Origin of the sequence: Frankia sp. BMG5.23, assembly GCF_000685765.2 — a bacterium.
In the GTDB taxonomy this organism is placed as follows: domain Bacteria; phylum Actinomycetota; class Actinomycetes; order Frankiales; family Frankiaceae; genus Frankia; species Frankia casuarinae.
In genome coordinates, this window is record NZ_JDWE01000004.1 from 126,260 (window position 1) to 148,730 (window position 22,471).

Below are 22,471 nucleotides of genomic sequence, written 5' to 3' on the forward strand. Positions count from 1 at the left end.
GAGCTGACCGCGAATACACTCTGCCATTAGATGCTTACTCAGATACTTGCCCTGAGGATGGTGGCGGGATGGCCGGAGAGAAGGGCGCCGGGCTCGCTCAGGGTCTGATCGACTTCGTCCGGCGCCAGCCCGCCGTGGTCGTCATCATCATCGTCCTAGGCGGGTTGTACCTTGCCAGGTCCGGTCCGGGCCCGGGTTCCCGGGCCGTCCTCGTCCCCGGGATCGAGTTCTCAGCCCCGTCCCTGATCACCCGCAACCGGACAACCTATGCCTTCGGTGTGGACCCGGACTCCCCCGGCACCGTTGACGTGCTCTCCAGCCGGGACCGCCGGAGCTGGACGATCGAGCCGGCCGCGCTGCGCGCCCTGCCGCCCTGGGCCGACCCCGCGGGCGGCCTCGGCCCGGCTGCCGTCGGCGCCTTCGGCCACGGGTTCGTCATGTACTACGCGACGGCCGTGCGTGGCCTCGGCGTCCGCTGTATCTCCGCGGCGACCGCCGACTCCGCCGACGGTCCGTTCGTCGACACCTCCCTCGCGCCCTTCATCTGCCAGACCGCGGACGGCGGCAGCTCGGATCCGAGTCCCTTCGTTGACGAAGCCGGACGCGCCTACCTGGCCTGGGCAAGCCCCGGTGCGGGCGGCGGCTCGGACCGGAACCACGGCGCGCCGCCCACCCTGTGGGCGGCGCGGCTGCGGTCCGACGGACTCGTGCTCACCGGCGAACCCGCCGTCATGCTCCGCCCGAGCCTGTCCTGGCAGCAGGGGCGGATCTCGGCACCATCGATGATCTCAGCCCGCGGGCGTCACCATCTGCTCTATTCGGCCGCGTCGTCGCTCGGTGGACGGCAGGTGGTGGCGACCGCGTCGTGCAAAGGGCCGCTCGGGCCCTGCCTGCCGGCGGGCGAACCGATGCTGACCGGGGGAAAGGTCGGCTTCGGACCGAGCGGGGCCCATGCCTTCACCGACGCGCGGGACCGCTGGTGGGTGGGGCTGCACAGCTGGGACTCCCGACCCGACGGCGTCTACCTGCCGATCGGTCGGTTCGTCGTCGCTCCGCTCGACGTCACCCGGGACGCGGTGACGCTGCACGTCGATTCCCTCGTCCGGGGACGGGTGCTTGATCCGGATGAGCGTGACCCGCCCCACGAGCGCCGCCGGCAGCACGAGGATCGGGTAGACGGCGAGGACCGGATGGGATAACCAGGTGGTGGGCCGGCTCCCCGTCGTCTTCGCGGACTACGACATTCCGAATCCGGGCATTCCCGGCATCTCCACCGAGGACCACGAGGCCATGGAGATGCCGACAGAGCGACTCGCGAACAAAGCGCCTTACAGACCAAGCGACTTACGGAGAAGTTCCATATGCCAGTCGAACTGAATCATACTATTGTGCATGCCCGGAATAACCGGGAATCGGCCGAGTTTCTGGCGGATATCCTGGATCTCGAGGTCGGCGCCGCGTGGGGGCCGTTCATCCCAGTCGTCACCGCAAACGGTGTCACCTTGGACTTCGCCACCGCCCCGGTTGGGTCGATCACTGCGCAGCACTACGCGTTCCTGATCTCCGAGGAGGAGTTCGACGCGGCGTTCGAGCGGATCCAACGGGCCGGGATCACCTACTATGCGGATCCGCAGCGCAAGCACCCGGGCGAGATCAATCATAATGACGGCGGACGCGGGTTGTACTTCCTGGACCCGGCCGGTCACGGCATGGAGATCATCACCCGTCCCTACGGGGGATTCGAAGCAGATTCCAGAGCAGTCTGAGATCGGGAACAGTCCGAAATCGGCGAGCAGACCGATAAGGAGCACCTTTTATCGGTCATATGGGCTCGATGGAACGTGGCGTGCGCCACTGCGGCCAGCGGTCAGCGGCGAACAGGTCGATATTTGCCGCGAGGCTCCGCGCCGGGCGGAGTCATGATCCACGTGTGGCAGTTCGCCAGAGAGTGCAGCGACCGGTCGCGGTCCCCCGACCTGGACGTCCAGCGCGGGCGTCCAGCGCGGGCGTCCGCGGCATCCGCACCTGGCGAGCGTCCACGGGAAGGGTGCGCTGTGGGTACACAATCCGCGGAGACAACGGACGCACGAGCCGGCGAGGCCCCCAAGCAACGGGCAAGCACGCAGGATCAGGTCGATGCGGTGCCGGCGCCCGGCCAGTGCACTCTGAGTGAACTACTGGCAGTTCTCGACCTCGGCGGGGATGTTCCGCCGGTGCCGGCCCGATGCCTGCCCAGCACACACGGCGGCGTCCTCGGGGCGCAGCTGCTCGGCCAGCAGATCGTTCTCGCCGAGCGCATGACCCCCAACAAGATCACGCACAGCCTGCAAACGGTGTTCATGCGCCCCGGCGACTGCCGCCAACCGGTCTGGATCGACGTCGAGCGGCTGGCCCACGGGCGGTCGATCGACTCCCTGGCCCTGACCTTCCGGCAGGACTCGTTGCAGATCTGCCGGGCGGACGTGATGCTCCGTTCCCCGGAGCCGGACTTCCTGCGCCTGCGCTCCACCGAGTCCGACTTCCTCGGCCCGCAGCACGCCAGCCCCCTTGACCGTCCGATGATGCCCTGGGAAGTTCGGGTGCTTCCCCGAGCGGACACCCATCAGCTGGACCAATGGCAGCGCATCCCCGAGGCGCCGGAGGACCGGTCCCTGTGGAGGGCGTTCATCGCGCACAGCTGCGAGTTGCTGCCGCTGTCCGACCTGCTGGCCGTCACCGGCCTGACCCCCACCAAGCGCCTGGCAGTCGCTGTCCTATCGCAGAATGTGACCTTCTACGACGACCTGGACGTCCGGGACTGGCATCTGTTCCGGGTGCGTACCCTGCACGCGGGCCACGGCCGGGCGATCGGTCGCGTCGAGGTCTTCGGCCCGGACGGGGAGCTACGCGCGGGCAGTGAGCTCGTCGGGCTGCTGCGCGGATCCGCGATCTGATGTCCGCACGGCTGATAGAAATGGATCAGATCTCCGCGAGTGCCTGGTCCTCGTCATCCGAGGCCCCGGACGCGGTCTTCTCCGTCGCGCCGAGGGGCGGCTCCGGCTCGGGCCGCCGGACACGGGGCAGCAGCAGCGCGGCCAGGATCCCGACCGCGAGGACGCAGCCGCCGATGAACAGCCCGAGGGAGTAGCCGGAGGCCAGCGCGTCAAGCCGCGCGGCCCCGTGCCTGAGGCGGCCGTCGGTATGCCTGGTCGCGATCGTCGACACCGCGGCGAGGCCGATCGCCGCGCCGATCTGGCGGCTGGTGTTGATCAGACCCGACGCGAGGCCCGCCAGGCGCATCGGCACGCCCGCCGTGGCCGCAGCGACCATCGCGACCATGATAGACCCCACCCCCAGCCCGACGATCAGGACCGGGCCGAACACGTGCACCCAGTACGAGCCGTCCCGGGTGATCGTCGACATCCAGAGCAGACCCGCCGTTCCGCTCACGAGACCGAACACGATGATCGGCCGCGGACCGAGCCGCCCGATCATCCGGGTGACAATCCGCGAGGCAACGATGATCATGAGCGGCATCGGGAGCATGGCCACCCCGGCGCGCAGCGGGCTGTAACCCTGAACCTGCTGGAGGAAGAGGGTAAGGAAAAAGAAGATCGTGAACATAGCGGCGCCGAGGAAGGCTGCGACCGAGTTCGCCGCGGCGAGCCCGGGGTAGCGGAAGACGCTCAGCGGCACCAGCGGGGCGGGGGTCGTGACCTCGACGGCCACGAACGCGGCAAGAAGCACTACCGCCCCGGCCAGCATCCCGAGTGTGACCGGGGACGTCCAGGAGGAACTCTCGGTGCGGACGATGACGTAGACCGACAGCACCAGACCCCCGGTGACGGTCACCGTGCCGGGAATGTCGAGATCACGCAGCCGGCTCAGTTGGCCCCGCGACTCGACGAGCACGAGCCGGGCGGCCACGAGGAGCGCCACGCCGATCGGCACGTTGACGAACAGCACCCACCGCCAGTTCGCGACCTCGGTCAGCGCACCGCCGACGATCGCGCCAAGCGCCCCGCCGCTGGCCGCGGTGGCGCCCCACGCGCCCAACGCCCGGGTCCGCTCCCGCCCCTCGGCGAAGGAGGTCATCAACAGGGTCAGCGTCGCCGGGGCGAGCACGGCCCCGCCCAGCCCCTGCACGGCCCGGGCGACGATGAGCTGCGCCTCGGTCCGCGCAAAACCACCGCCGAGGCTCGCCAGGGTGAACAGCGCCAGCCCGGCCACGAACACCCGGCGGCGACCGAACAGATCCGCCGCCCGGCCGCCGAAGAGCAGCAGACCCGCGAACGCGATCGTATAGGCGTTGACCACCCACTGCAGGCCGCTCGCCGTCATCCCGAGATCGGTCTGCATCGACGGCAGCGCGACGTTCACGATCGAAATGTCCAGAACGACCATGAACTGGGCCAGGCAGCAGACGGCCAGCACGGCCCAGCCCGGAATCCGCCGGCCCGGCGGTGCGCCACCTTCCGGCGAGGCGCCCGCCCCGGTACCGGCGGTCCTGCCGACCACGGCACCACCCTCACCCGAACCACCCTCGTCCGAATCTGCCCTCACCCGAATACCTCCAAGCTCCAGCCTTCGTACAGCTCCAGCCTTCGTACACCGTACGAACGCTGGGCCAACCCTACGCCGTACGATGTACCAACGCCAAAATGGCAGCCCGTGCCTCCTGCCAGGAGGCGTCCTGCCAGGAGGTGAGTGGCGATGGCGGCGCCGCCGAGTGCGGCCCCGGGGCGGCCCCCGGGGAAGCCGATGGCACGGGTGTCCACCCCACCGGGATGCCGGACGCCCCTGAGCGGTGAACGGCTGGCCCTGGCCGCGATGGAGATCGCCGACGCGGAGGGGCTCGCGGCGGTGTCGATGCGGCGGATCGCCGCACATCTGGGCGTCGGGACGATGACGCTTTACCACCACGTCCGGGACAAGGACGAACTGACCGGCCTGATGTGGGACGCGTTCCTGGCCGGGCATCTGCTGGACGAGATTCCCGAGGACTGGCGGGACGGCCTCACCCAGATCGCCCGGCGCGCGAGGCGGTCCTTCCAGGAACATCCCTGGGCCCTTCGGATCGGCATCCGCCGGGGTTTCGGTCCCAACAAGCTGCGGCACATCGAGCAGTGCCTGACCGTCGCCTCGAAGATCACCGATGATCCGCAGGACCAGCTGCGCATCATCCACTCGCTTAATGATCTGGTGGTCGGCTGCACGCTGCGCGAACTCGGCGACCGAGAGGATTTCGACCGCCGACGGCCTCCGGCGGCCGACGCCCAGAATCGCCCCGGTGTCCCGACGGCGCAACCGGTTTTCTCCGTCCAGGTCCTTGACGCCCAGGTCCTCAACCGCGCGCAGAGCGCCGAGGACGCACAGACCGCCGAGAAGGAGTACCCACGGCTGCGCGCCATCGCCGCCCTCGGCTGCGGATACACGGCGCCGCGCTTCGAGCAGGCGCTGAAATGGCTTCTCGACGGGATCGCCGTCGCGTACGCGCCGGAGCCGCCAACCGACCAATGATCGGTCGGCCGGGACGTAGCCGACCGGGGAACAGCCGGGCGATGTTCCGCCGACGATGATCACTGCGCTCGTGCCCCGTGCCCGCCGACGTCACGGCGGATGCCGAATTCGCTGCGGATGCGAAGAAGGGCGAAGAAGGAGGCGTAGCGGTCTTCACGGACACGACTGGAGTAGCTACCGTCGGAGAGAATAAACGCCGCTGACCGTCCACGAGCCGCATTCGGGGCATTATCACCATGACCGCTCGGCTACCTCGTCACGTCGCGCCGCTCGCCGTTGGCGAGCCCACCTCACTCGGGCCCTACCAGCTGCTCGGTCGGCTGGACGCCGGCATCACCGGCATCGTCTATCTGAGCCGTGCGGTCGGAGGCGCGCAGGTCGCGGTCCGCGCGCTGCACCCGGGCGACGCCCTGCGCGCGGACATGCGGGCCCGGTTCGCGGCGGCGATCGACCGCGCTCGCGTGCTGGCCGGGGCACACACCTGCGGCGTGCTCGACGCCGCGCCCGCCGCCGAGCGGCCCTACATGGTCACGGAGTTCGTCGGGGGCCCGACCCTGGCCCGCGAGCTCACCGAACGCGGACCGCTGTCCTCGGACGAGATCGACCGCCTTGCCCGGACCCTGTTGGAGACCATCGATGCGGCGCACCGCACGGTCGGCGCACTCGGCGACCTGACGGCAACGGATGTCGTGCTCTCCGTTACCGGGCCGCGGCTGGTAGACCTGGGTGTCGCGGCGGCCCTGCGGCCACTGCTGCTGTCCCCCGCGGCCGGCTCGGCCGGCGGGACGGCGCCCGGGACGCCGCACATCGTCGCCGGGCGCTCCGGCCACCTGTGGCCTCCCCCCAGCAGCCCCGGCTATGTGCCCGGCTATGGCTACGGTCCCGCGGCGGGTGGCTGGGAGGGCCCCGCCGCTGACATCGTCGCGTGGGCCGGGATCGTCGATCTGGCCGCGACGGGAAAGCCCAGCGGGTCTGTCGAACCCGCGGCCCGGGCCGGACGACGCCGCGCCGACCGGTCGGAGCACACGGCTCCCATCGGCGAGGGGGTGCGGCGAGCGCTCGCCCGTGTGCGACAGGCCGATGGGGCCTCTCTGCCCGATACCACCGAACTGCTGGCGCTGCTCGCCGGATCGAAGCCGCGGTCGACCCGAGCGGCGTGGGGCCGTGGCCGACAGGCCGCCACGGCTCACGGCGGGCGGGCGGGCGCCGCGACGACAGGCGCGGATCCGCGGCCTGAGCCTACCGATCCTCGACCACCGACCCGGACGGCTCCCCCCGGAAAGGCTCCCCTCAGGACGGCCACGGGCGGGCGGCACAGCACCGGTCGGCGGGCACCGAGCCCCACCGGGAGTGTCCCGGACCCGATGGCCGCCCGGGCGCTGCCGCCGCTCCCGACACTGCCGCCGCTCCCGACACTGCCGCCGCCCCCGACACTGCCACCGCCCCCGACACTGCCACCGACCCCGACACTGCCCCCGACCCCGACACTGCCCCCGACCCCGACACTGCCACCGCCGGAGCGCCGGGAGGCCTCCCCGCGTCCGGATTCCGGGCGAGCGGACTCCGGGCGAGCGGCATCGGTGAGATCCACATCAGCGAGGCGGGCGGCCGAGCCACGGGTGGAACGCCTGCCGGCGGACCCGCTCGTTCGTGCTCGCCGGTCCCGGATGCGCCCGGTCGCCGCATTCGCGGTGGCCGCGGTGGCCGCTGTGGCCGCCGCAGCCACCGCTGCGGGGCTCAACTCCTCGCCCGACGACGTGACCACGGGTGCGCGTGCTCCGTTGCACGAGTCACAGCCGGACGACGGCGGCACCGTGGACACTCCGAGCAGCGGCCGGTCCGGATCCCGCGAGGGCCGCCCGCCCGTGCGGACACCAGCCGCCCCCCGGCCCGCCGCGTCAGGCAGCCCCGCCACGGAGGAGCTCGCCGTGGACGAACCCGGCTCAGGTGGGCCCAGCGCCCCCGGCGGCGGATCCGTCCTCGGCCCGACCGAAGAGGAACAGCAGAACGACCTGGCGGCGGAGGACTTCGCTCTGAACACCCTGCGCCTCGCGGCGGGTGGCAGGTCCGCGCCGCCCGGGCGCTCCTCCGGCGGCCCGGCGTCGGCGGCCTCCCCGCCTGCGCACCAGGCACCGCCCGTTCTCGCCGCCGCCCCGCCGGTGCCGACCAGGCCGTCCGCAGCGGCGGCAGGAGTGGCCGCCGGGCCGATCGAGGCCAGGACCCCGACCACCCGCACCCCGACCACCGGCACCCCGGCCACCGGTGGCCGGACCACCCGCGCGGCAACGACCGCCAGCGCAGCTTCCGTGACGTCCACGGCGACCAAGCCCCCGACCCGGCCGGCAACGACCCGGCCGGCAACGACCCGGCCGGCAACGACCCGGCCACCGGCCACGACGGCTCCGGCCAGGAGGAGTCTCGCCCCGGTGCAGGTGGACGTCGTGACGTTGGCCCCGCGGTAGCCCAGGCCCCGCGGCGACCTCCGCCGGTTACCGCTGTCGTTCGCCCGAGCCGGCGACGGAGGTCGCCCCCGCCCGTACGGCACCGTCGGGCCAGATGATCTGGAGGGGTTTGCGTCGCCAGCGCGCGTAGGAGACGACGTCCGCCGTCCCCCCGAAGCCACGCGCCGGCAGACCGTCCCACACCGCGAGAACCCGGTCGGATGCGTCGACCAGAAGGCGGCTCGCCGACATCAGGCTGGGCAGATCGGGCTTCGCCCGGTCCTGGCTGCGTATCTCGGTGGCGCGGCCGAGCAGCCGGTCGTAGTTGCGCCGATGCGTAGCGGGTTGAAAGTCCCGGTAACCGGCCGCGGGTATCATGACGATGAGCCGGCCCCCAAGTTCGAGGACCACGTCGGCGAAGATGGTGTCTGCTCCCTCGGCCAGGCAGCTGATCCCGGTCAACCCGGCCGCGGCGAGAGGCGCCAGCACCCGGCGCATCTCGCCGGCCGTGTATTCGGCTTGCCCGCCGGAGAGCCCGCGGTGACCCGTCACCCCGATGACGACCATGCCGTTGTCACCCCGTCCGGCGGTGACGACGGAAACAGCGGTGACCATCGCGCGATGCAGCGCCCGATGCGGACCGCGACGGCCAGGGTCGGCGTCGAGAGAACACCGGGCGAATGTACCCAAGGGGATCCGGGGCCAGGGCGGTTCGTCACCGGATCGGGCCTGTCACGGGGCTGTGGCGGGGGTCGCCTGGCTCCTGCATCCGACCGCATTCCGACCCGCAGGCGTGCGGGCGTGCGGGCGTGGAACGCTAGAACCTGAAGTCGAGATGAGGTCAACCGTGCGAAGGTGAGGATGCGCGCCTACGGTCAGCGGCTGGCCGACCCGTACCAGGCCGGACGGGTGTTAGTGAGCCAGGCGGGGACCAGTCGGCGCAGGTCGGCGGGCCTTAGTTCCAGGTCGAGCAGGCTCCCAAGGGACACCGAGACGATGTCGAGATCATTCAGCCTGCTCCCGAAGTCGGCGCCCCACGACCGGTCAGCGGCGAAGACGACGTCGAGCACCCCCGTCCGCCCACCGCGTTCGATCGAGATGCTCTCGATGCCGCCCACGAACGTCAGGTAGTCCAGTTCGATACCGGCCTGCTCGTTCAGCAGCCGGCGCAGCGCCGCCTGCACGGTCTCCCCCGGCTCAACCCGGCCTCCCGGCAAGTGGAACGACTTCTGGCCACGCTCGTTGGCGAGCAGCACCCGATCACCCGCCACGAGCAGCGCGCGCGCGTTGATCCGCACGGGGCCGGCGACCGGGTCACCGTAGGACGTGGTGGCGGTCGGTTTGGAAGCGAGCGGTGTCACGGGTGCTCCAGGAGTGGCGAGTCGGGCAGGGGGCGAGTCGGGCCGAGAAGGGCAACCTCCGCATCGTGCCCCGCCGGACCGGATCGTGATGCGCCAACCGGTCATCCGGCCGACATCGGGTCGGTCGAGGACACGGTCCCGTCAATCCGACCACCTCGCCGCCCGACCCGCAGGAGCGGATATTTCTCTGTGATTTCTCCGTAATTTCGGATCATGCGTCGCAGCTCCCCCGAAGATGCGGGTACGATCACCCCATGCCGAGATTCCGGATCAGCGAGGCCGCCGCGCTGCTCGGTGTCAGCGACGACACCATCCGCCGGTGGGCGGACAGCGGCCGACTGCCAACCGTCCTGGACGACGCCGGCCGCCGGGCGATCGAAGGCGGCACCCTGGCCGGATTCGCCAAGGATCTGGCGACCGAGCAGACCGCCGCCCAGACGCCGGTCGTCGCCGAATCCGCGCGTAACCGCTTCCCCGGGATTATCACCCGCGTGGTGCGCGACACGGTGATGGCCCAGGTCGAGATCCAGGCCGGCCCGCATCGCCTGGTCTCGCTCATGAGCCGGGAGGCCGCCGACGAACTCGGGCTGGAAGCCGGCGTCCTCGCGGTCGGCGCGGTGAAGTCGACCAACGTCGTCATCGAGCTTCCCGAGCGTCGTTGACCCCGATCAGCGAGAAGGGCCTGCCCGCCGTGTCGACCCGCGGCGGTTCGCTCCTTCGAGGGGGTCAGCCGGAGCAACGGGCCGTCGGCCCGCGCGGCCGGTTCGGCCCGCGCGGCCGGTTCGGCCCGCGCGATCGGGCACCCCGGCCGGGTGACCCGCGGACCGGCGGACATCCACGCCGCACGGTTCGCCGGGAAACGCGCCGCCGGATGTCCTGGGCGCTGCTGGTGCCGGCCGGGATCGCTGGCCTGTTCCTGCTCCTGCCGCTCGTCGGCCTGCTCGTCCGCGCTCCCTGGTCCGCCCTGCCCGATCTGCTCACCGAGATCGCGGTCCGGCAGGCCCTCCTCCTGTCGGTGGAGACGGCCACCGCCACGACCGTGCTGTCGCTGCTGTTCGGTGTCCCCCTGGCCTGGCTGCTGGCCCGCACGCGTTTTCCCGGCCGGTCTCTGCTGCGTGCCCTGGTCACCCTCCCGCTCGTGCTGCCGCCAGTGGTCGGCGGCGTGGCCCTACTTCTGGTACTGGGTCGGCGCGGCATCGTCGGCCAGTACCTCGATGGCTGGTTCGGCATCACCATCCCGTTCACCAGCGTCGGCGTGGTGATCGCGCAGACCTTCGTGGCCATGCCGTTCCTCGTCGTGTCCGTCGAGGGCGCGCTGAACAGCGCCGATCGGCGGTTCGAGGACGCCGCCGCCACCCTCGGCGCCGGGCCGTGGATGACGTTTCGCCGAGTCACCATGCCGATGACGGCGCCGGCGGTGGCCGCCGGCGCGGCGCTGTGCTGGGCCCGCGCCCTCGGCGAGTTCGGGGCCACGATCACGTTCGCCGGCAACTTCCCCGGGACCACCCGGACCACGCCGCTCGCGGTCTACCTGGCGCTGGAGACGGACTCGGACACCGCCATCGCGCTGTCACTCGTACTGCTCGCGGTCTGCGTCGGGGTTCTGGTGGCGCTGCGGGGCCGGTGGTTCCCCGGCACCCGGCGAATTTTACGCAACCGGGGAACGCGTGACGGCGCCCCCGATGCGCTCGAGCGGAGCATCCCGTGAACACAGGGCATCCCGTGAACACCGTCACCGGAGATTCGGCGCGGGCGGCGCCCTCCGCCCCCGGCCTGGATCCGGCGTCAGGCGGGCTCAGCGCGCTGATGACGGTGCGACGGGGCCAGTTCGTGCTCGACGTCGAGGTCAGCGTGGCACGGGGGGAGACGGTCGCCGTCCTCGGCCGCAGCGGGGCGGGCAAGAGCACGCTGCTGCGGGCCCTGGCCGGTCTCCTCCCGCTCGACGAGGGCCGGATCACCCTCGCCGGCGAGGTTCTCGACGACCCGGCCGAGCACCGCTTCGTCCCGTCCGAACAGCGGCCGGTCGGCATGGTCTTCCAGGACTACCTGCTGTTCCCACACCTGCGGGCCCGCGACAACATCGCCTTCGGCCTGCGGGCCCGCCTCGGTCAGGGCCGGCGGCACGCCCGGGCGTCCGCGGACACCTGGCTGGAACGGTTCGGGATCGGCCATCTCGGCGACCGGCGACCGGATGCCCTGTCCGGCGGCCAGGGGCAACGGGTGGCGCTCGCGCGGGCGCTGGCATCAGGGCCCGGACTGCTGCTGCTCGACGAACCGCTCGCCGCGCTCGACACCGCGACCCGCCGCGAGGTCAGGTCCTTCCTGCATAATGTGCTACCGACGCTGGCGGCTCCGGTGCTCATCGTCACGCACGATCCCACGGACGCCGAGGTTCTCGCCGACCGCATCCTCGCCCTCGATGCGGGGCGGGTCGTCGACCAGGCCTGATCCGGTCCGCTCAGCCGGCCCCGCCGCATGCCTCCTCGTCGCGGTGACGGATCTCGGCATCCGGACCCGGGTAGACGAAGCTGACGTGCCCCGTGCCGGACCAGCGGACCGCAAACGGCGGATCCCCCGCCACCGAGCGCACCTCGAAGATCTCGCCGAGTCGATCCGGCTGCCGGGTGGTGTGACGGTGGACCACCAGAGTGTCGCCCGGGTGGGCACGCATCGCCCGGCGTCGCGCGGAGGGCAGGTCAGTACCCGGTCAGGCGCGACCGGGATGGCCGGCCAACGCCAGGTGATCGACGAACCAGTCACGCGCGAGCGCGGCCGCCTGCTCCAGGGCACCCGGCTCGGCGAACAGGTGCGTGGCGCCCGGGACGATCGCCAGCCGGTTCTCGCAGCCCAGCAGTCGGGCCTGGGCCTGCCGGTTCAGCTCGAGGACCAGATCGTCCCGCGCACCGACGATGAGCAACGTCGGGGCGCGTACCGCGGTCAGCTGCGCCGCGGCCAGGTCCGGTCGGCCGCCCCGCGACACGACGGCCGCGACGGGGAACCCCCCTTCCGCGGCGGCCCGCAGCGCCGCGGCGGCGCCGGTGCTGGCGCCGAAGTAACCAATGGGGAGGGTAGCCGTGACCGGTTGGCCGCGCAGCCAACCGGTCACATCGATCAGCCGCCGGGCAAGCAGCCTGATGTCGAACACGTTCGCCCGGTCACGCTCCTCGTCCGGGGTGAGCAGGTCGAACAGCAGGGTCGCGAGCCCCGCGGCACTGAGGTCGCGGGCCACGAACTGGTTACGTGGGCTGTGCCGACTGCTGCCGCTGCCGTGGGCGAAGACGACCACTCCCCGGGACGGGTCGGGCACGGTGATCCGACCAGCGAGCCGCACTCGACCGACGGGGATGTCGACCTCGACGTCGCCGCCGGACGGGTCGGCTACCGCGCCGCCGACCGGCATCGTCAGCGCGGCCCGGCGCAGCAGGTCGACGACCTCCTCGTCCGGTGTCTGGGAGAAGTCCGCGTAGAACTCGCCGATACCGAAGAAGGCGTCGGGCGTCTGGACGCAGACCACCTCGTCTGCCTGCCGGCGCAGCCAGCCGATCCGGTCACGGGGGGCAACGGGGGTCGCCAGCACCACGTGGGTGGCTCCCTGGGCCCGCACGACCTGGCACGCGGCAGAGGCCGTCGATCCGGTCGCGATCCCGTCGTCCACCACGACCACCGTCCGCCCGGCGAGCGGGATCCTTGGCCGGCCGTTCCGGAACCGCCGGGCCCGACGATCAAGCTCCACCAACTCGCGCGCCTGAACCGCGGCGAACTCGTCCGGCCCCACGTTGGCCAGCCGCCGGGCCTCCTCGTTGACGACCCGCACCCCACCCTCGGCGATGGCCCCCATCGCGAGCTCAGGCTGGAAGGGGACACCGAGCTTGCGGACGAGGATGACGTCCAGCGGGGCCTCCAGCGCCCGCGCCACCTCGAACGCGACGGGAATGCCCCCGCGGGGCAGCCCGGCGACAACGACATCACGGCCGCGTAGATGCGCCAGCCGCTGCCCGAGCTGCCGGCCGGCCTCCTCCCGATTATCGAAGATCACGACAACCTCCTCGTGCCGGCCGGGCGGACTCCTCGTGCTCGCCGTCCGGACCGGACATCGTCCTGTGGTTGTCGTTCCCCGGTAGTCGCCGGGATACCGACCCACACCGTCTCGGGGCACCTGCCCCGAGACGAGCGATACACGGCGCGTGGCGTGCGGCGCGTGGCGTGCGGCGCGTGGCGCGTGGCGCGTGGTTCGCGGCGTGCGGCGTGAAGATCGTCAAGGCACTCCGGACAGCCGGAATCACCGTGTCCGCATGGGCCTGAACCGATCTCCGGCGGCCACTTGCGCTCCGACGCCCGGCCGGGCTGCCGTGCATAATAAAGATGTGACGCTCCGTTGGCAGCCCGGCTCCACCCCTCACTGGGCGTGGCGAGAGGTCTGTTGTCCAGGGCGCTGTCGGTGTTGTCCCAGCCCTCGCGTCCACTGAGCCTCGCCGCACGCGCGACGAGCACATCGGTCCTGTAATTCTGGGACCGTTCTGGGCGCGAGGGGCCTCGGAGCTCGGCGCCAGACCTGAACGGATGATCTTTTTGCTCCCGGTGGGAGCAGCTATCGATCATCCGTATTCCCGGACTCCCGTCCTGCCCCGGCCGGTTCGTTCACCGGAGTGCTCCGTGTGCGCTCCCCGGATAACCGGCTGAGCTGTGCGCTCCGCCGGATGAGCCAGGTCGCGCCGTCTCCGTCTTCTCCCGTCACACGCCAGCCCGCTGCCCGCCCCGGTCACCTGTGGCCGCGCCGCCAGGGCCAGCCGGGCTGATCCGGCCCTGGCGGCTGGTCCGGTCCCGACCGGCCGATCCCCCGATGGGGCTTCCCAGACCAGCGCAACTACTGCGTAATCATCACGTAATCACTGTGTAGCTATCGAGAACTATCAGGAAGGCAGCGTTCGCTGTGACCTTCGAGTCGTGGATGGCCCGGTTGCGGAGCGAGGGATACCTCGTCTGCTCGGGGAGCTCCCCGGTGCCCGTCGAGGTACGAGGTGTTCGTCCCGACGGGGTCGGTCTGCTGTTCCGTTGCCGGGGAACGGCGATCCGGCTCGCCCTGTACCGGCCCGGACGGGCGGTATGGCAGATAGCCGTCCGCGACAAGGCGTGGTGCCCGGAGGAGTCCCTGCAGCTGTGGACGCACCACCCGCTCGGCACGCCGGATGTTCCGACCGACGCCCGGCTGGCCTTCCCCCGAGGCACCGAGCCGGACCAGGAGCTCGTCATCGACGGCGCTCGGGTGTGGGGATGGTGCGGCCATGAGGCGGGGCTGCTCCGGCCAGCCGCCGCGGCCCCCCTGTTCGACCGGTTGATGGCCACCGTCGCGAGGTCCGGCCTCGCCCTGTCGGACCTCGCCCTGTCGGAGCGCATCCAGCCAGATCTCACCCGGGAGGTCGCCGTGCCGGCCGCCCGATCGAGGGCTCGGGGCAAGGAGGGCATCAGCATCAGCTGACGGCCGGCCGGAGGTGGCGGTCCATCCGAACCGGGTGGTCGTCACATGGGCTACGCGGTCCTGTAAGCTTCAGATGCTTCCAGGGGGTGTAGCTCAGCCTGGTAGAGCGCCTCCCTCGCACGGAGGAGGCCAGGGGTTCGAGTCCCCTCACCTCCACCACTACGGCCTTACTCGAACACTCGTCCACCAGGACGATGTTCGGCGAGGCGGTAGTAGTGAACCCCAAGGAAGCGGCGTCACCCGTAAGGGAGGCGCCGCTTTCGCGTGCTGGAGCCACGCGCACAGCGCGTTCCGCCAGCACCTCATCCACGGCCTCCCCAAGGCTCCAGGCCCGGTGTGCCGTCACGGGGGTAGCGAACGGCTCGTTGAGGTCGTCAGCGGTCACCACAGCCCCGGCGTGGACCTGATCAAGGTACAACCGCGTGAAGACGGCCTTGTTGAGCACCTTCCGTGCCCGGAGCCCCGACCGCCGGTACAACGCCTGCGGATCTTCCAGGAGGCGAAGCACGGTGGTCAGCACCTCGTAGCCCTCATTGAGGGGAAGATCCTGCTCGCCCAGCCGGGCCTCGATCCGGGCGCGTTCCTCCCGGACGGCCCGCATCTTGGCCGTCAGCTTGTCCTTGGGCCAGTCCGGGTCACCTACGAGGTCGAGCAGACCGTCTTCCCGCTTGTTCAGCTCCTTGAGCTGCCGTTCGTACTGGGCGTGCAGCCGGCGGGTACTGTCCGTGGTGCTGGACAGGGCGTCGTCGAGGCGGGCCTGGACGTCGGCCCGGAACTCCTCGGAGAGTCGGACATTGATGTAGTGCCGCACGATGGCGTCTTCGACGTCCGCTACGGGCAGGTACGGCAGGTCACAGGAGCGGTCCTGCCGTCCCCGGCAGATGTAGTAGAAGTACGTCACGCCGGTCTTGCTCTTGCCAGGCGTGATGATCAGCCGCTTGTGGCATCGGTCACACCAGACGAGCCCTTTCAAATAGTGGTTGTGGACACGCTGCCGTGCCCCGGCCTGCCGTTCGGCGAACAGCACCCGTTGTACCTGGTCGAACAGATCTTGCGAGACCAGCGGCTCGTGCCGGCCCTGGTACTCCTCACCCTCGTAGGTGACGAGGCCGAGGTAGTAGCGGTCCTTCAGCAGATCACCGATCTTGTGCACCGAGATCGGCCGGGCGCTCCAGCGCTTGGTCGGCTTGGTGCGTAGGCCCGCCTCGGTGAGGGCGTCCCGGAGCGTGTGGAAGTTGAACTTGCCGGTGGCATACAGCTCGAAGGCCAGGGTGATCAGGGGGCCGCGTTCCGGGTCGATGATGACCGTACGAACCTCGCGGCCCTCGAACTGCTCCCGGACGTTCAGGTAGCCGATGGGCGCGATGGTGACCGTTCCGCCCTTCATGGCCTTCTGGCCCATCTTGTACTTGATGTCCTCGCCGCTGACCCGCACCTGGTACTCGTTGAAGACAGCGATCATGCCGTGCATCGCTTGGCCGGCCGGTGAGGCGTCCAGGTTCCGCTCGGTGGCAGAGTGGAGCTGCACACCCAGCCGTTCGAGCGTCATCATCATGATGGCGTCGTCGTAGCGGTTCCGAGCGAACCGGGACAGGGCGTAGACGAAGACGTGCTTGATGGTCGGGTCGGCCTTGATGCGGGCGATCATCTCCTGGAAGGCCGGCCGCTGGTCGATGCTCTTGCCGCTCCTGCCGGGGTCGAGGTACTCATCGACCAGGACGACACCCAGCTCACGGGCACGCTCCGTGCAGGCCACGCGCTGGGCGGGCAGCGAGATGCCTTCCGGGTCGTAGTCGGTATTCACCTGACCGGTAGACGAGACGCGGTAGTAAGCAATGGCCTGCTCACCGCGTACCACCGGTCGTTTCTGCTTGCTCACGGTTCCTCCTTTCGTTGCTTATGCTGCGTTGGGGCAGTCAGCCCCGAAGTACATCGACGGCCCGTCCAGCCGGAAGTACTCCGAGACCGGACGTTCTTCCTCGTCGGTCAGTCCCAGGTACTTGAGGCGTATCTGCATGGCGGATATGGATACCTTGAACTGGCCGGCCAGGGCTTCGATGTCCTGTAGCCCGCTGGACCAGACCCGCTTGAGGACCGTCCGGGGCATGAGGAAACAGGCCGCGAAATGATCACAGATCCGCTCGATCTGCCGGGCATGGTTCTCGGCGTTCCCGAAGCCGATCCGGGCGTAGGACGTGGTGACAATCGGGTCGTCGATCATGTGCTTCAGTTCATGCCCGAGACTAAAGCGGCGGCGGCCGATGGAGTCTTCCCGGTTAATGGTGAAGACGGTTTTTCCGTCGCGGCGCATATGGGTGACGCCACCGACTTCGGAGGTCTCCGGCAGGTCGGCGATGATCGGCATCTCGTGCCGGGGCTTGACTTGTATCTCAACGTTCGGCAGGTCGCTGATCTTGAATATGTCGACCGGGACTTCGCGGATGTCGAGCAGCTTCAGCAGCAGCGTCGCTTGCCGTTCGGCCAAGATCATGGCTTCGCCCTGGGTTACGGCGCGCGGCGGGATGATCTCTCGAACTTGGGTTAGAATATCTTTTCTTTCGGTAGTCAAGGCTTCCCCCTTTCTTGGTATGCCTTACGTGTCGCAGTGGTTCTCGTGGTACTTCTTAGCGGTCAACCTCATATCTTTCTGCAATCCGGGCCAGCGCTTCTTCGGCTTCCTGGAGCGCTTCATCTGGTAAAGCCGGGTAGATCGTACGGAGGTAGATGTGGAGCGGTGGCGTGGTCAGCGGTACGGTCAACCCGAGGTAGGCCAGTAGTTCGGCGAGATCGAGGTCTAGTGCAGCAGCGATACGCCGGAGCAGGTCCGGTGTAGGGGTGGCCGTCTCGCCGCTCTCGATGCGGGAGATGTTGGAGGGGTGGACACCGACGAGCCCGGCAAGCTGCACGCCGGAGAGCCCCCGATCGCGGCGCACACGCCGGATATACTGGCCGAGCGATTCCGGCCGTATCGGTTCTCCCATAGTCCGATCCTCCTTTCTCTGATAGCATCCCTCAGAAATTGCAAGCTTGCAATACTTGAAGTTGTCAATTATTGACCATTATCACCTCTCACTCGCGCAGCACCCGAACCACTTGCGTTACCGCTTCGTCAAAGAGCACGGCGGTAAAGAGCTGATCGGCCGGTGGCGGCAGGCGAGCCAGGACGCTGCGGATCTCCTGAAGGCGTCGCTCGTGCGGCACGGTCACCAGCACCCGCGGCGTGACGCCGTCCGGCCCGAGCTGGCCGGCATGGGCGAAGTCGACGTAGCGACGGAACTTCTGCCGCAACGTTTCCGGTGACTTGCGGGACCGCTCCACCTCCACGAACCAGGAGTCCTCGACGTCACCGAACGCCACGCAGGCCGAGGCGTCCGGCTTCACCAGGCCGCCGGCCCCATCCGGCCACCAGGCCCCGGCCTCGGCCGCGAAGCGGAGCAGGGTCAGATGTCCGGCCCGCTGCGCTTCCACGAGCTGGACGTACAGCTCCGAGATCGCCAGCGTGTGCTTCAGGAAAGACTCACCGGGCGTCCACGGCCGCCGCGGTCGTGCGGGCTGGTTAGCGGAGTCCTCCTCGGCGTCGAGCAGCGGCACCGCCCGTTGGCCAGCGACACCGAGGGCGTAGACGTGTCCCTCGCTGCCGGAACGGGCGCCGCCGACCGCGCGGTCCAGCGGGGTGACAAGGTCATGACCGGCGAGCCGGGCCAGAACTCCACGGCGAGTGCGGTCACGGGATGTAGCGGCAAGGTCGTGGAAGTGCAAGCGGGTGAGCTGTGCGCCGCTGAGCACCCGCACCTTGCCAAGGTCGTGCAGGATGGCCCGGTCCCGGTCGCTGAGTTGATCGACCAGCAGCTCAATCATGGCCGGCGAGTAGCGGGCGGCCGTCATAGGTGACCTCCATAGGGGAGGTCATGTGTCATTGGACGAAAAGGATGAAACTGCCGGCAGGACAGGGGGAACAGTCGGGCTGTGGTCGACGGGATCGGGTGGGCGAGCGGTGGGGCGAACGGGTGGGTGGTCATGCCGTGCCTCCTCGCCGCCGGCGGCCGATGGTCCCGCCGGCACCGGTTTCATCCGGACGGCCGACACGGGCGCGCAAGGCCGCTTCGACGTCCTCGCGAGCCATGCCGAAGCGCTGGCGGCTGGCTTCGGCCAAGGTCCGGCCGTCACGCAGCGCATCCGGCAAGGGGAGCGTCTTGCCGGTCACCGGCCGGTACGTGGTGTTGTTGATGTTGAGCCGGAGCGCCACCTCGTACGCGCTCAGGCCCATGAGGTCGTCCCGGGTCAGCGGCGCGAAGCGTTGGGCCATCTTCTGGGCGTCGTCGTAGTCGAGTTGGAAGACGACCGAGGAGCGCACGGTGCCCAGCACCGCCGACTTGATGACGTCCGACAGCTGGCCGAGCTGCTGGTTCGCCAGCGTCAGCCCGACGCCAAGGCCCCGGGCCTGGGCCAGCATGTCCGCGATGTCGACCGGCAGCCGCAGCACGTCCTGGACCTCATCCACGAAACCCATGACCGGCCGCCGCTGCTCGGCCGGCACCGCGGCCCGCGCCAGGGTGCGCTGCCAGAAGAGGGCCACCAGCAGCGCGCCGAGCAACTGCGCCGTGTCCGTGCCGATGACGCCCTTATACAGCGGGGCCAGCACGATGCGGCGCTTGGTGAACAGCTCCGACAGGTCGAAGCCCTGGCTCTGACCCAGCATGAGACGCAGCGGCGAACGGGTCAGGATAGCCCGCAGCTTGTTCATGGCCGGCCCAATGACCTGCAACCGCTGGACGTCGCTCATCTCCTCGTAGGCATGCCAGAAGGGCCGGACCCCGGCCGGCACGCCCGGCTGGTTGGTCACCGAGCGGCGAAATGTCGGATTCGTTAGCAGCTCCGGCACCTCGGCCAGGGTGAAGGCCGAGCCGTCCGCGGCCGTGGTGTGCGTCAGCGTCAGCAGCGAGCTGCGCAAGACGTCCGTGGTCCGCGGGCCGAACGAGCTGCGCCACAGCTCGGCCATGATGTGCACCACGTTGTCGACGGCCAGTTCCTTGTCCTGCTCGGTGCGCAGGCCCCCGATGAGGTTGAAGCCCACCGGTCGGTCGGTGGCCGAGGGATCGAGCACTACGACGTCGTCCAGGCGGTTCTCTGGTACGCGGGCCAGGAAGTCGTCGACCAGGTCGCCCTTGGGGTCGATCAGCAGGACGGCGAGGCCGGCGGCGGCATCCTGGAGCGCCACGTTGTCGATCAGGGTCGACTTCCCGACGCCGGTCGGCCCCAAGAGGTAGAGGTGGCGCAAGCGGTCCGACGTCCGCATGGCCAGGGGTACGGCCTCGCTGCCGTAGTTGCTCTGCGCCAACACCGTGCCCGTCCGGGGCATCCCCGGTGACGGGGCCAGCAGGCGGCTACCGCCCTGCGGCATGCCCGGCAGCGACACCGAACCCAGCAAAAAACCGACCAGGCTCGGTAGTTCGACACTGCTGAGGAGCAGCGGCCAGCGGGTCAACGGCAGCGCCCGCCGTTCCATCCGCCGGGCCACGATGTCGGCCGGCAGCCAGCGGCGCACCATGCTGACGCCCGGGGCGTTCGGCCCGTGCAGCGTCGACCAGGTACGCGCCAGCAAGGTCTTGGCCCGCCGGTGATCGGCTGCAACGACCCCGACCCGGGCTACGGCATGCAGCAGCGGATCAGCTTCCTTGATCCGCTGAGCACGCACCGCTTCAGCGTTGGCCGGCACGGTGCCCTCCACGAGGTAGGTGCTCCACCAACCGTCGCCGGCACGGGCCGAGGCGCTGTGCACCGGGGCGCTGTTCCCGGCGCTGGTCAGCGCCCACTGCACCCGTACTTCCTCGCCCGAACGCAGCGGCTGAAGTGACGACAGGTGGCTGGCCGTGATGCTCTCCGCCCGATCGCTCGACAACGGCCGGCGACGGGAGGTCATGGTTAGCTCTCCGGCGATCCGGTAGTGCGGCTGGCGGTCCAGGAACTCCGGGGCGGCTTCCAGCCTGGCGCTGGGCAGGCCCGCCCGGATGGTGTTCAACAGTCGGGCCTCGGCAGCCTTCGGCAGCAACACGTAGTGCGTGATCCCCTGCTGGGTGGCCACGATCTCTAGGCCCAGCGGCGGCAGCACCAGCAGCGACCAGCGCGGCGTTTGGGTTGCTGCGGCAACCAAGGCCAGCCACTGGGCCACGTCTTCCGGCTTGAGGCCGCTCGGCAGCGTCAGTCGGTAGGGCACCAGCGTGGCTCGCCAGCGTCGGGCGTCCAGCGCCCGCATCCCGATGATGGTCCCGAGCACCACCAGGGTGCTGGCCGCCACGACGATGGCCGGGATCACGGGCGGGCCTCCGCCGCGGATCGACCGCTGGCCGTCCCCGCCCGAACGGGCGTCTGGCGGTCGGAGCCAATAGCAATGCTGGCCCTGGGTGCACAGTGCACCCGGACCGTACCTCGTCCTGTCATATACATCCTCTGCTAACTGATTGGGTTTGTGGGCATCACGCGCGGCGAACCTGCCGGGGGCGGCCTGGATTTCGGCCGACAATAGGGCGACACCCTCTTATTCTCCTTATGCGCGTTTGAAAAGCGTGCCGTCAAGCGGGAAATGTGCCGCATGGTATTCGCACCTCTGGAGTTCGTAGCAAATTCCGCAACGTCGCTTACTGCTCCTTGGTCTTGCTGCGGATGATGCGCAGCAGTCGGCCGGCGACCTCGTTGGAGATCCGCAGCTCCTGGCGCAGGGCATCGCGGGTAATCGGCCGTCCGGTGGCCTTGCGGTGCGCGGCATCGGCCTGGCGTGCCCGGCGCACCAGTGCGGGAGCCAGTACGGTCCCCGGACGAGGCCGGTCCGGAAGTTCGGCTTCAGTCGTCCCATCCTGGTCCTGAACGGCCGGGACGGCGGGAGACGGACCGTCCGGGACGGCTGATTGGTGCAGTATCGCCAAGAGGCGCGGTGCAACCTCGCTCCAGCCGATGAGCAGGCCGGGAGCTACGGCGTCGAAGGCTGCCCGTCCCCACGCACCGTCCAGCAGCGGCTTGGTGGTGTTGAGGGCGAAGGTCATGAGGCCGCAGAGCACCAGCAGAAGCCGGGGACCGACCAACCGTCCCGGTACGCCGTTGGCCCGCAGATACTGCAGCGCGGCCAGCAGCGCCATGACCGACAGGTCGACGGCCGGGGCCACCAACGGTGCCGTCCAGCCGGGGACGCCCAATTGCAGGCCGAGCGCCCAGCCGTTGCCGAAGCCGAAGGCGAACGCCAGGACGGCGATGACAAAGACCACGCCCGTGATGCCGTGTCGCACCGCCACAGCCGTCCGTCCGGTGAACGGCGTGGCGCTGCCCACGGAATCCGACCCCGGTTTGGGTTCGGTCCTGTCCATGCTTGTAGTGACGCTCCTCTGAAGAGTAGAACGGAATACATCCGCTGGAGGGTCGGTCCGGCGGTTAGATCGCCGGGCCGTCGGCACTCTGGCCGGTTGCTGGCGGGGACGAGGTGCGCACCCCGTCCCCTTCTTGTTCCTCGATATCCCGGCACGCCAGCAGAAGCGCCTGGATAAACAGCTCTACGTCGATGTCCTTCCGGGGCTTCCCACGCACCCGGATCTTGTCGCCTTTTGCCATAGACCTCCTTGTCGTTGCACTGCTTGTTGGCGTCGCGCGAACGGCATACGCGCCGCAAGCGTTCCGGCAGTCCGGCCGGGCATGATGGGCGACACCCC

General features: G+C 69.8%; 19 protein-coding genes, 1 tRNA gene and 2 pseudogenes. 10 read left to right on the top strand and 12 right to left on the bottom strand.

Going from position 1 to position 22,471, the window contains the following annotated elements:
* Positions 1–68: 68 nt before the first annotated feature.
* The 3 genes from BMG523DRAFT_RS03175 to BMG523DRAFT_RS03185 all read left to right on the top strand — a co-directional run bounded on the left by BMG523DRAFT_RS03175 (position 69) and on the right by BMG523DRAFT_RS03185 (position 2,933).
* Positions 69–1,199, top strand: coding sequence for a family 43 glycosylhydrolase (locus tag BMG523DRAFT_RS03175; protein ID WP_011438350.1), 1,131 nt, complete (start codon positions 69–71; stop codon positions 1,197–1,199).
* 162 nt (positions 1,200–1,361) lie between these two features.
* Positions 1,362–1,766: a VOC family protein gene (locus BMG523DRAFT_RS03180; protein WP_011438351.1), complete on the top strand. Its 405-nt coding sequence runs from the start codon at positions 1,362–1,364 to the stop codon at positions 1,764–1,766.
* Positions 1,767–2,054: 288 nt separating this feature from the next.
* Positions 2,055–2,933 (top strand): acyl-CoA thioesterase II, encoded by an 879-nt coding sequence (locus BMG523DRAFT_RS03185; protein WP_235462826.1) that lies wholly within the window; start codon positions 2,055–2,057, stop codon positions 2,931–2,933.
* Between the two features lie 25 nt (positions 2,934–2,958).
* On the opposite strand, the gene BMG523DRAFT_RS03190 is transcribed toward BMG523DRAFT_RS03185, so the two are convergent.
* Positions 2,959–4,542 carry an MFS transporter gene (locus BMG523DRAFT_RS03190; protein ID WP_011438353.1) on the bottom strand — a complete coding sequence of 528 codons (1,584 nt, stop codon included), beginning with the start codon at positions 4,540–4,542 and terminating at the stop codon, positions 2,959–2,961.
* 198 nt (positions 4,543–4,740) lie between these two features.
* Between BMG523DRAFT_RS03190 and BMG523DRAFT_RS03195 the strand changes: the two genes are divergently transcribed.
* Both BMG523DRAFT_RS03195 and BMG523DRAFT_RS25150 read left to right on the top strand, forming a co-directional pair.
* A complete protein-coding gene (locus tag BMG523DRAFT_RS03195; RefSeq protein WP_232235089.1) occupies positions 4,741–5,499 on the top strand; it encodes a TetR/AcrR family transcriptional regulator in 759 nt (252 codons plus the stop codon).
* Positions 5,500–5,735: 236 nt separating this feature from the next.
* On the top strand, positions 5,736–7,961 hold the full coding sequence (locus tag BMG523DRAFT_RS25150; RefSeq protein WP_043590293.1) for a hypothetical protein: 2,226 nt from the start codon (positions 5,736–5,738) through the stop codon (positions 7,959–7,961).
* A 27-nt stretch (positions 7,962–7,988) separates the two neighbouring features.
* Here the strand turns inward: BMG523DRAFT_RS25150 and BMG523DRAFT_RS03205 are convergent, their stop codons facing one another.
* Together BMG523DRAFT_RS03205 and BMG523DRAFT_RS03210 are read right to left on the bottom strand one after the other, a co-directional pair.
* Entirely contained in the window at positions 7,989–8,555 is a 567-nt protein-coding gene (locus BMG523DRAFT_RS03205; protein ID WP_023840047.1) for a hypothetical protein, read from the bottom strand.
* 260 nt (positions 8,556–8,815) lie between these two features.
* Entirely contained in the window at positions 8,816–9,301 is a 486-nt protein-coding gene (locus BMG523DRAFT_RS03210; protein ID WP_011438357.1) for an NUDIX hydrolase, read from the bottom strand.
* A 254-nt stretch (positions 9,302–9,555) separates the two neighbouring features.
* On the opposite strand from BMG523DRAFT_RS03210, the gene BMG523DRAFT_RS03215 reads away from it, so the two are divergent.
* The 3 genes from BMG523DRAFT_RS03215 (at position 9,556) to BMG523DRAFT_RS03225 (ending at position 11,749) form a co-directional block, all read left to right on the top strand.
* On the top strand, positions 9,556–9,963 hold the full coding sequence (locus BMG523DRAFT_RS03215) for a molybdopterin-binding protein (protein WP_011438358.1): 408 nt from the start codon (positions 9,556–9,558) through the stop codon (positions 9,961–9,963).
* Between the two features lie 209 nt (positions 9,964–10,172).
* Positions 10,173–11,009 carry an ABC transporter permease gene (locus BMG523DRAFT_RS03220; protein ID WP_023840046.1) on the top strand — a complete coding sequence of 279 codons (837 nt, stop codon included), beginning with the start codon at positions 10,173–10,175 and terminating at the stop codon, positions 11,007–11,009.
* Positions 11,006–11,749, top strand: coding sequence for an ABC transporter ATP-binding protein (locus BMG523DRAFT_RS03225; protein WP_043590294.1), 744 nt, complete (start codon positions 11,006–11,008; stop codon positions 11,747–11,749). Before BMG523DRAFT_RS03220 ends, BMG523DRAFT_RS03225 begins: the two co-directional genes overlap by 4 nt.
* A 10-nt stretch (positions 11,750–11,759) precedes the next feature.
* On the opposite strand, the pseudogene BMG523DRAFT_RS03230 reads toward BMG523DRAFT_RS03225, so the two are convergent.
* Positions 11,760–11,993, bottom strand: a pseudogene (locus BMG523DRAFT_RS03230) (DUF1918 domain-containing protein); the annotation flags it as partial.
* Between the two features lie 15 nt (positions 11,994–12,008).
* Complete coding sequence (locus BMG523DRAFT_RS03235; protein WP_023840043.1) at positions 12,009–13,337, bottom strand: phosphoribosyltransferase family protein; 1,329 nt, start codon at positions 13,335–13,337, stop codon at positions 12,009–12,011.
* An 894-nt stretch (positions 13,338–14,231) separates the two neighbouring features.
* Here BMG523DRAFT_RS03235 and BMG523DRAFT_RS25805 point away from each other — a divergent pair.
* Both BMG523DRAFT_RS25805 and BMG523DRAFT_RS03245 read left to right on the top strand, forming a co-directional pair.
* Entirely contained in the window at positions 14,232–14,777 is a 546-nt protein-coding gene (locus tag BMG523DRAFT_RS25805; RefSeq protein ID WP_051623746.1) for a hypothetical protein, read from the top strand.
* Between the two features lie 82 nt (positions 14,778–14,859).
* A tRNA-Ala gene (locus BMG523DRAFT_RS03245) sits at positions 14,860–14,936 on the top strand.
* A gap of 703 nt (positions 14,937–15,639) precedes the next feature.
* Here the strand turns inward: BMG523DRAFT_RS03245 and BMG523DRAFT_RS27185 are convergent.
* From BMG523DRAFT_RS27185 to BMG523DRAFT_RS25155, 7 genes and pseudogenes are all read right to left on the bottom strand, one after another.
* A pseudogene (locus tag BMG523DRAFT_RS27185) lies at positions 15,640–16,656 on the bottom strand (recombinase family protein); the annotation flags it as partial.
* A gap of 18 nt (positions 16,657–16,674) precedes the next feature.
* Positions 16,675–17,346 carry an ImmA/IrrE family metallo-endopeptidase gene (locus tag BMG523DRAFT_RS03260; RefSeq protein ID WP_152987815.1) on the bottom strand — a complete coding sequence of 224 codons (672 nt, stop codon included), beginning with the start codon at positions 17,344–17,346 and terminating at the stop codon, positions 16,675–16,677.
* A gap of 55 nt (positions 17,347–17,401) precedes the next feature.
* Positions 17,402–17,758 (bottom strand): helix-turn-helix domain-containing protein, encoded by a 357-nt coding sequence (locus BMG523DRAFT_RS03265; protein WP_051623747.1) that lies wholly within the window; start codon positions 17,756–17,758, stop codon positions 17,402–17,404.
* Between the two features lie 88 nt (positions 17,759–17,846).
* The gene (locus tag BMG523DRAFT_RS03270; RefSeq protein WP_051623748.1) at positions 17,847–18,662 is read right to left on the bottom strand and encodes a replication-relaxation family protein; all 816 of its coding nucleotides are present in this window, start codon (positions 18,660–18,662) and stop codon (positions 17,847–17,849) included.
* A 130-nt stretch (positions 18,663–18,792) separates the two neighbouring features.
* A complete protein-coding gene (locus BMG523DRAFT_RS03275) occupies positions 18,793–21,090 on the bottom strand; it encodes a type IV secretory system conjugative DNA transfer family protein (RefSeq protein WP_043590301.1) in 2,298 nt (765 codons plus the stop codon).
* A gap of 322 nt (positions 21,091–21,412) precedes the next feature.
* Positions 21,413–22,132, bottom strand: a complete 720-nt coding sequence (locus BMG523DRAFT_RS03280) for a hypothetical protein (protein ID WP_083494718.1) — start codon at positions 22,130–22,132, stop codon at positions 21,413–21,415.
* Between the two features lie 64 nt (positions 22,133–22,196).
* Positions 22,197–22,373, bottom strand: coding sequence for a hypothetical protein (locus tag BMG523DRAFT_RS25155; protein ID WP_160323698.1), 177 nt, complete (start codon positions 22,371–22,373; stop codon positions 22,197–22,199).
* Positions 22,374–22,471 lie beyond the last annotated feature (98 nt).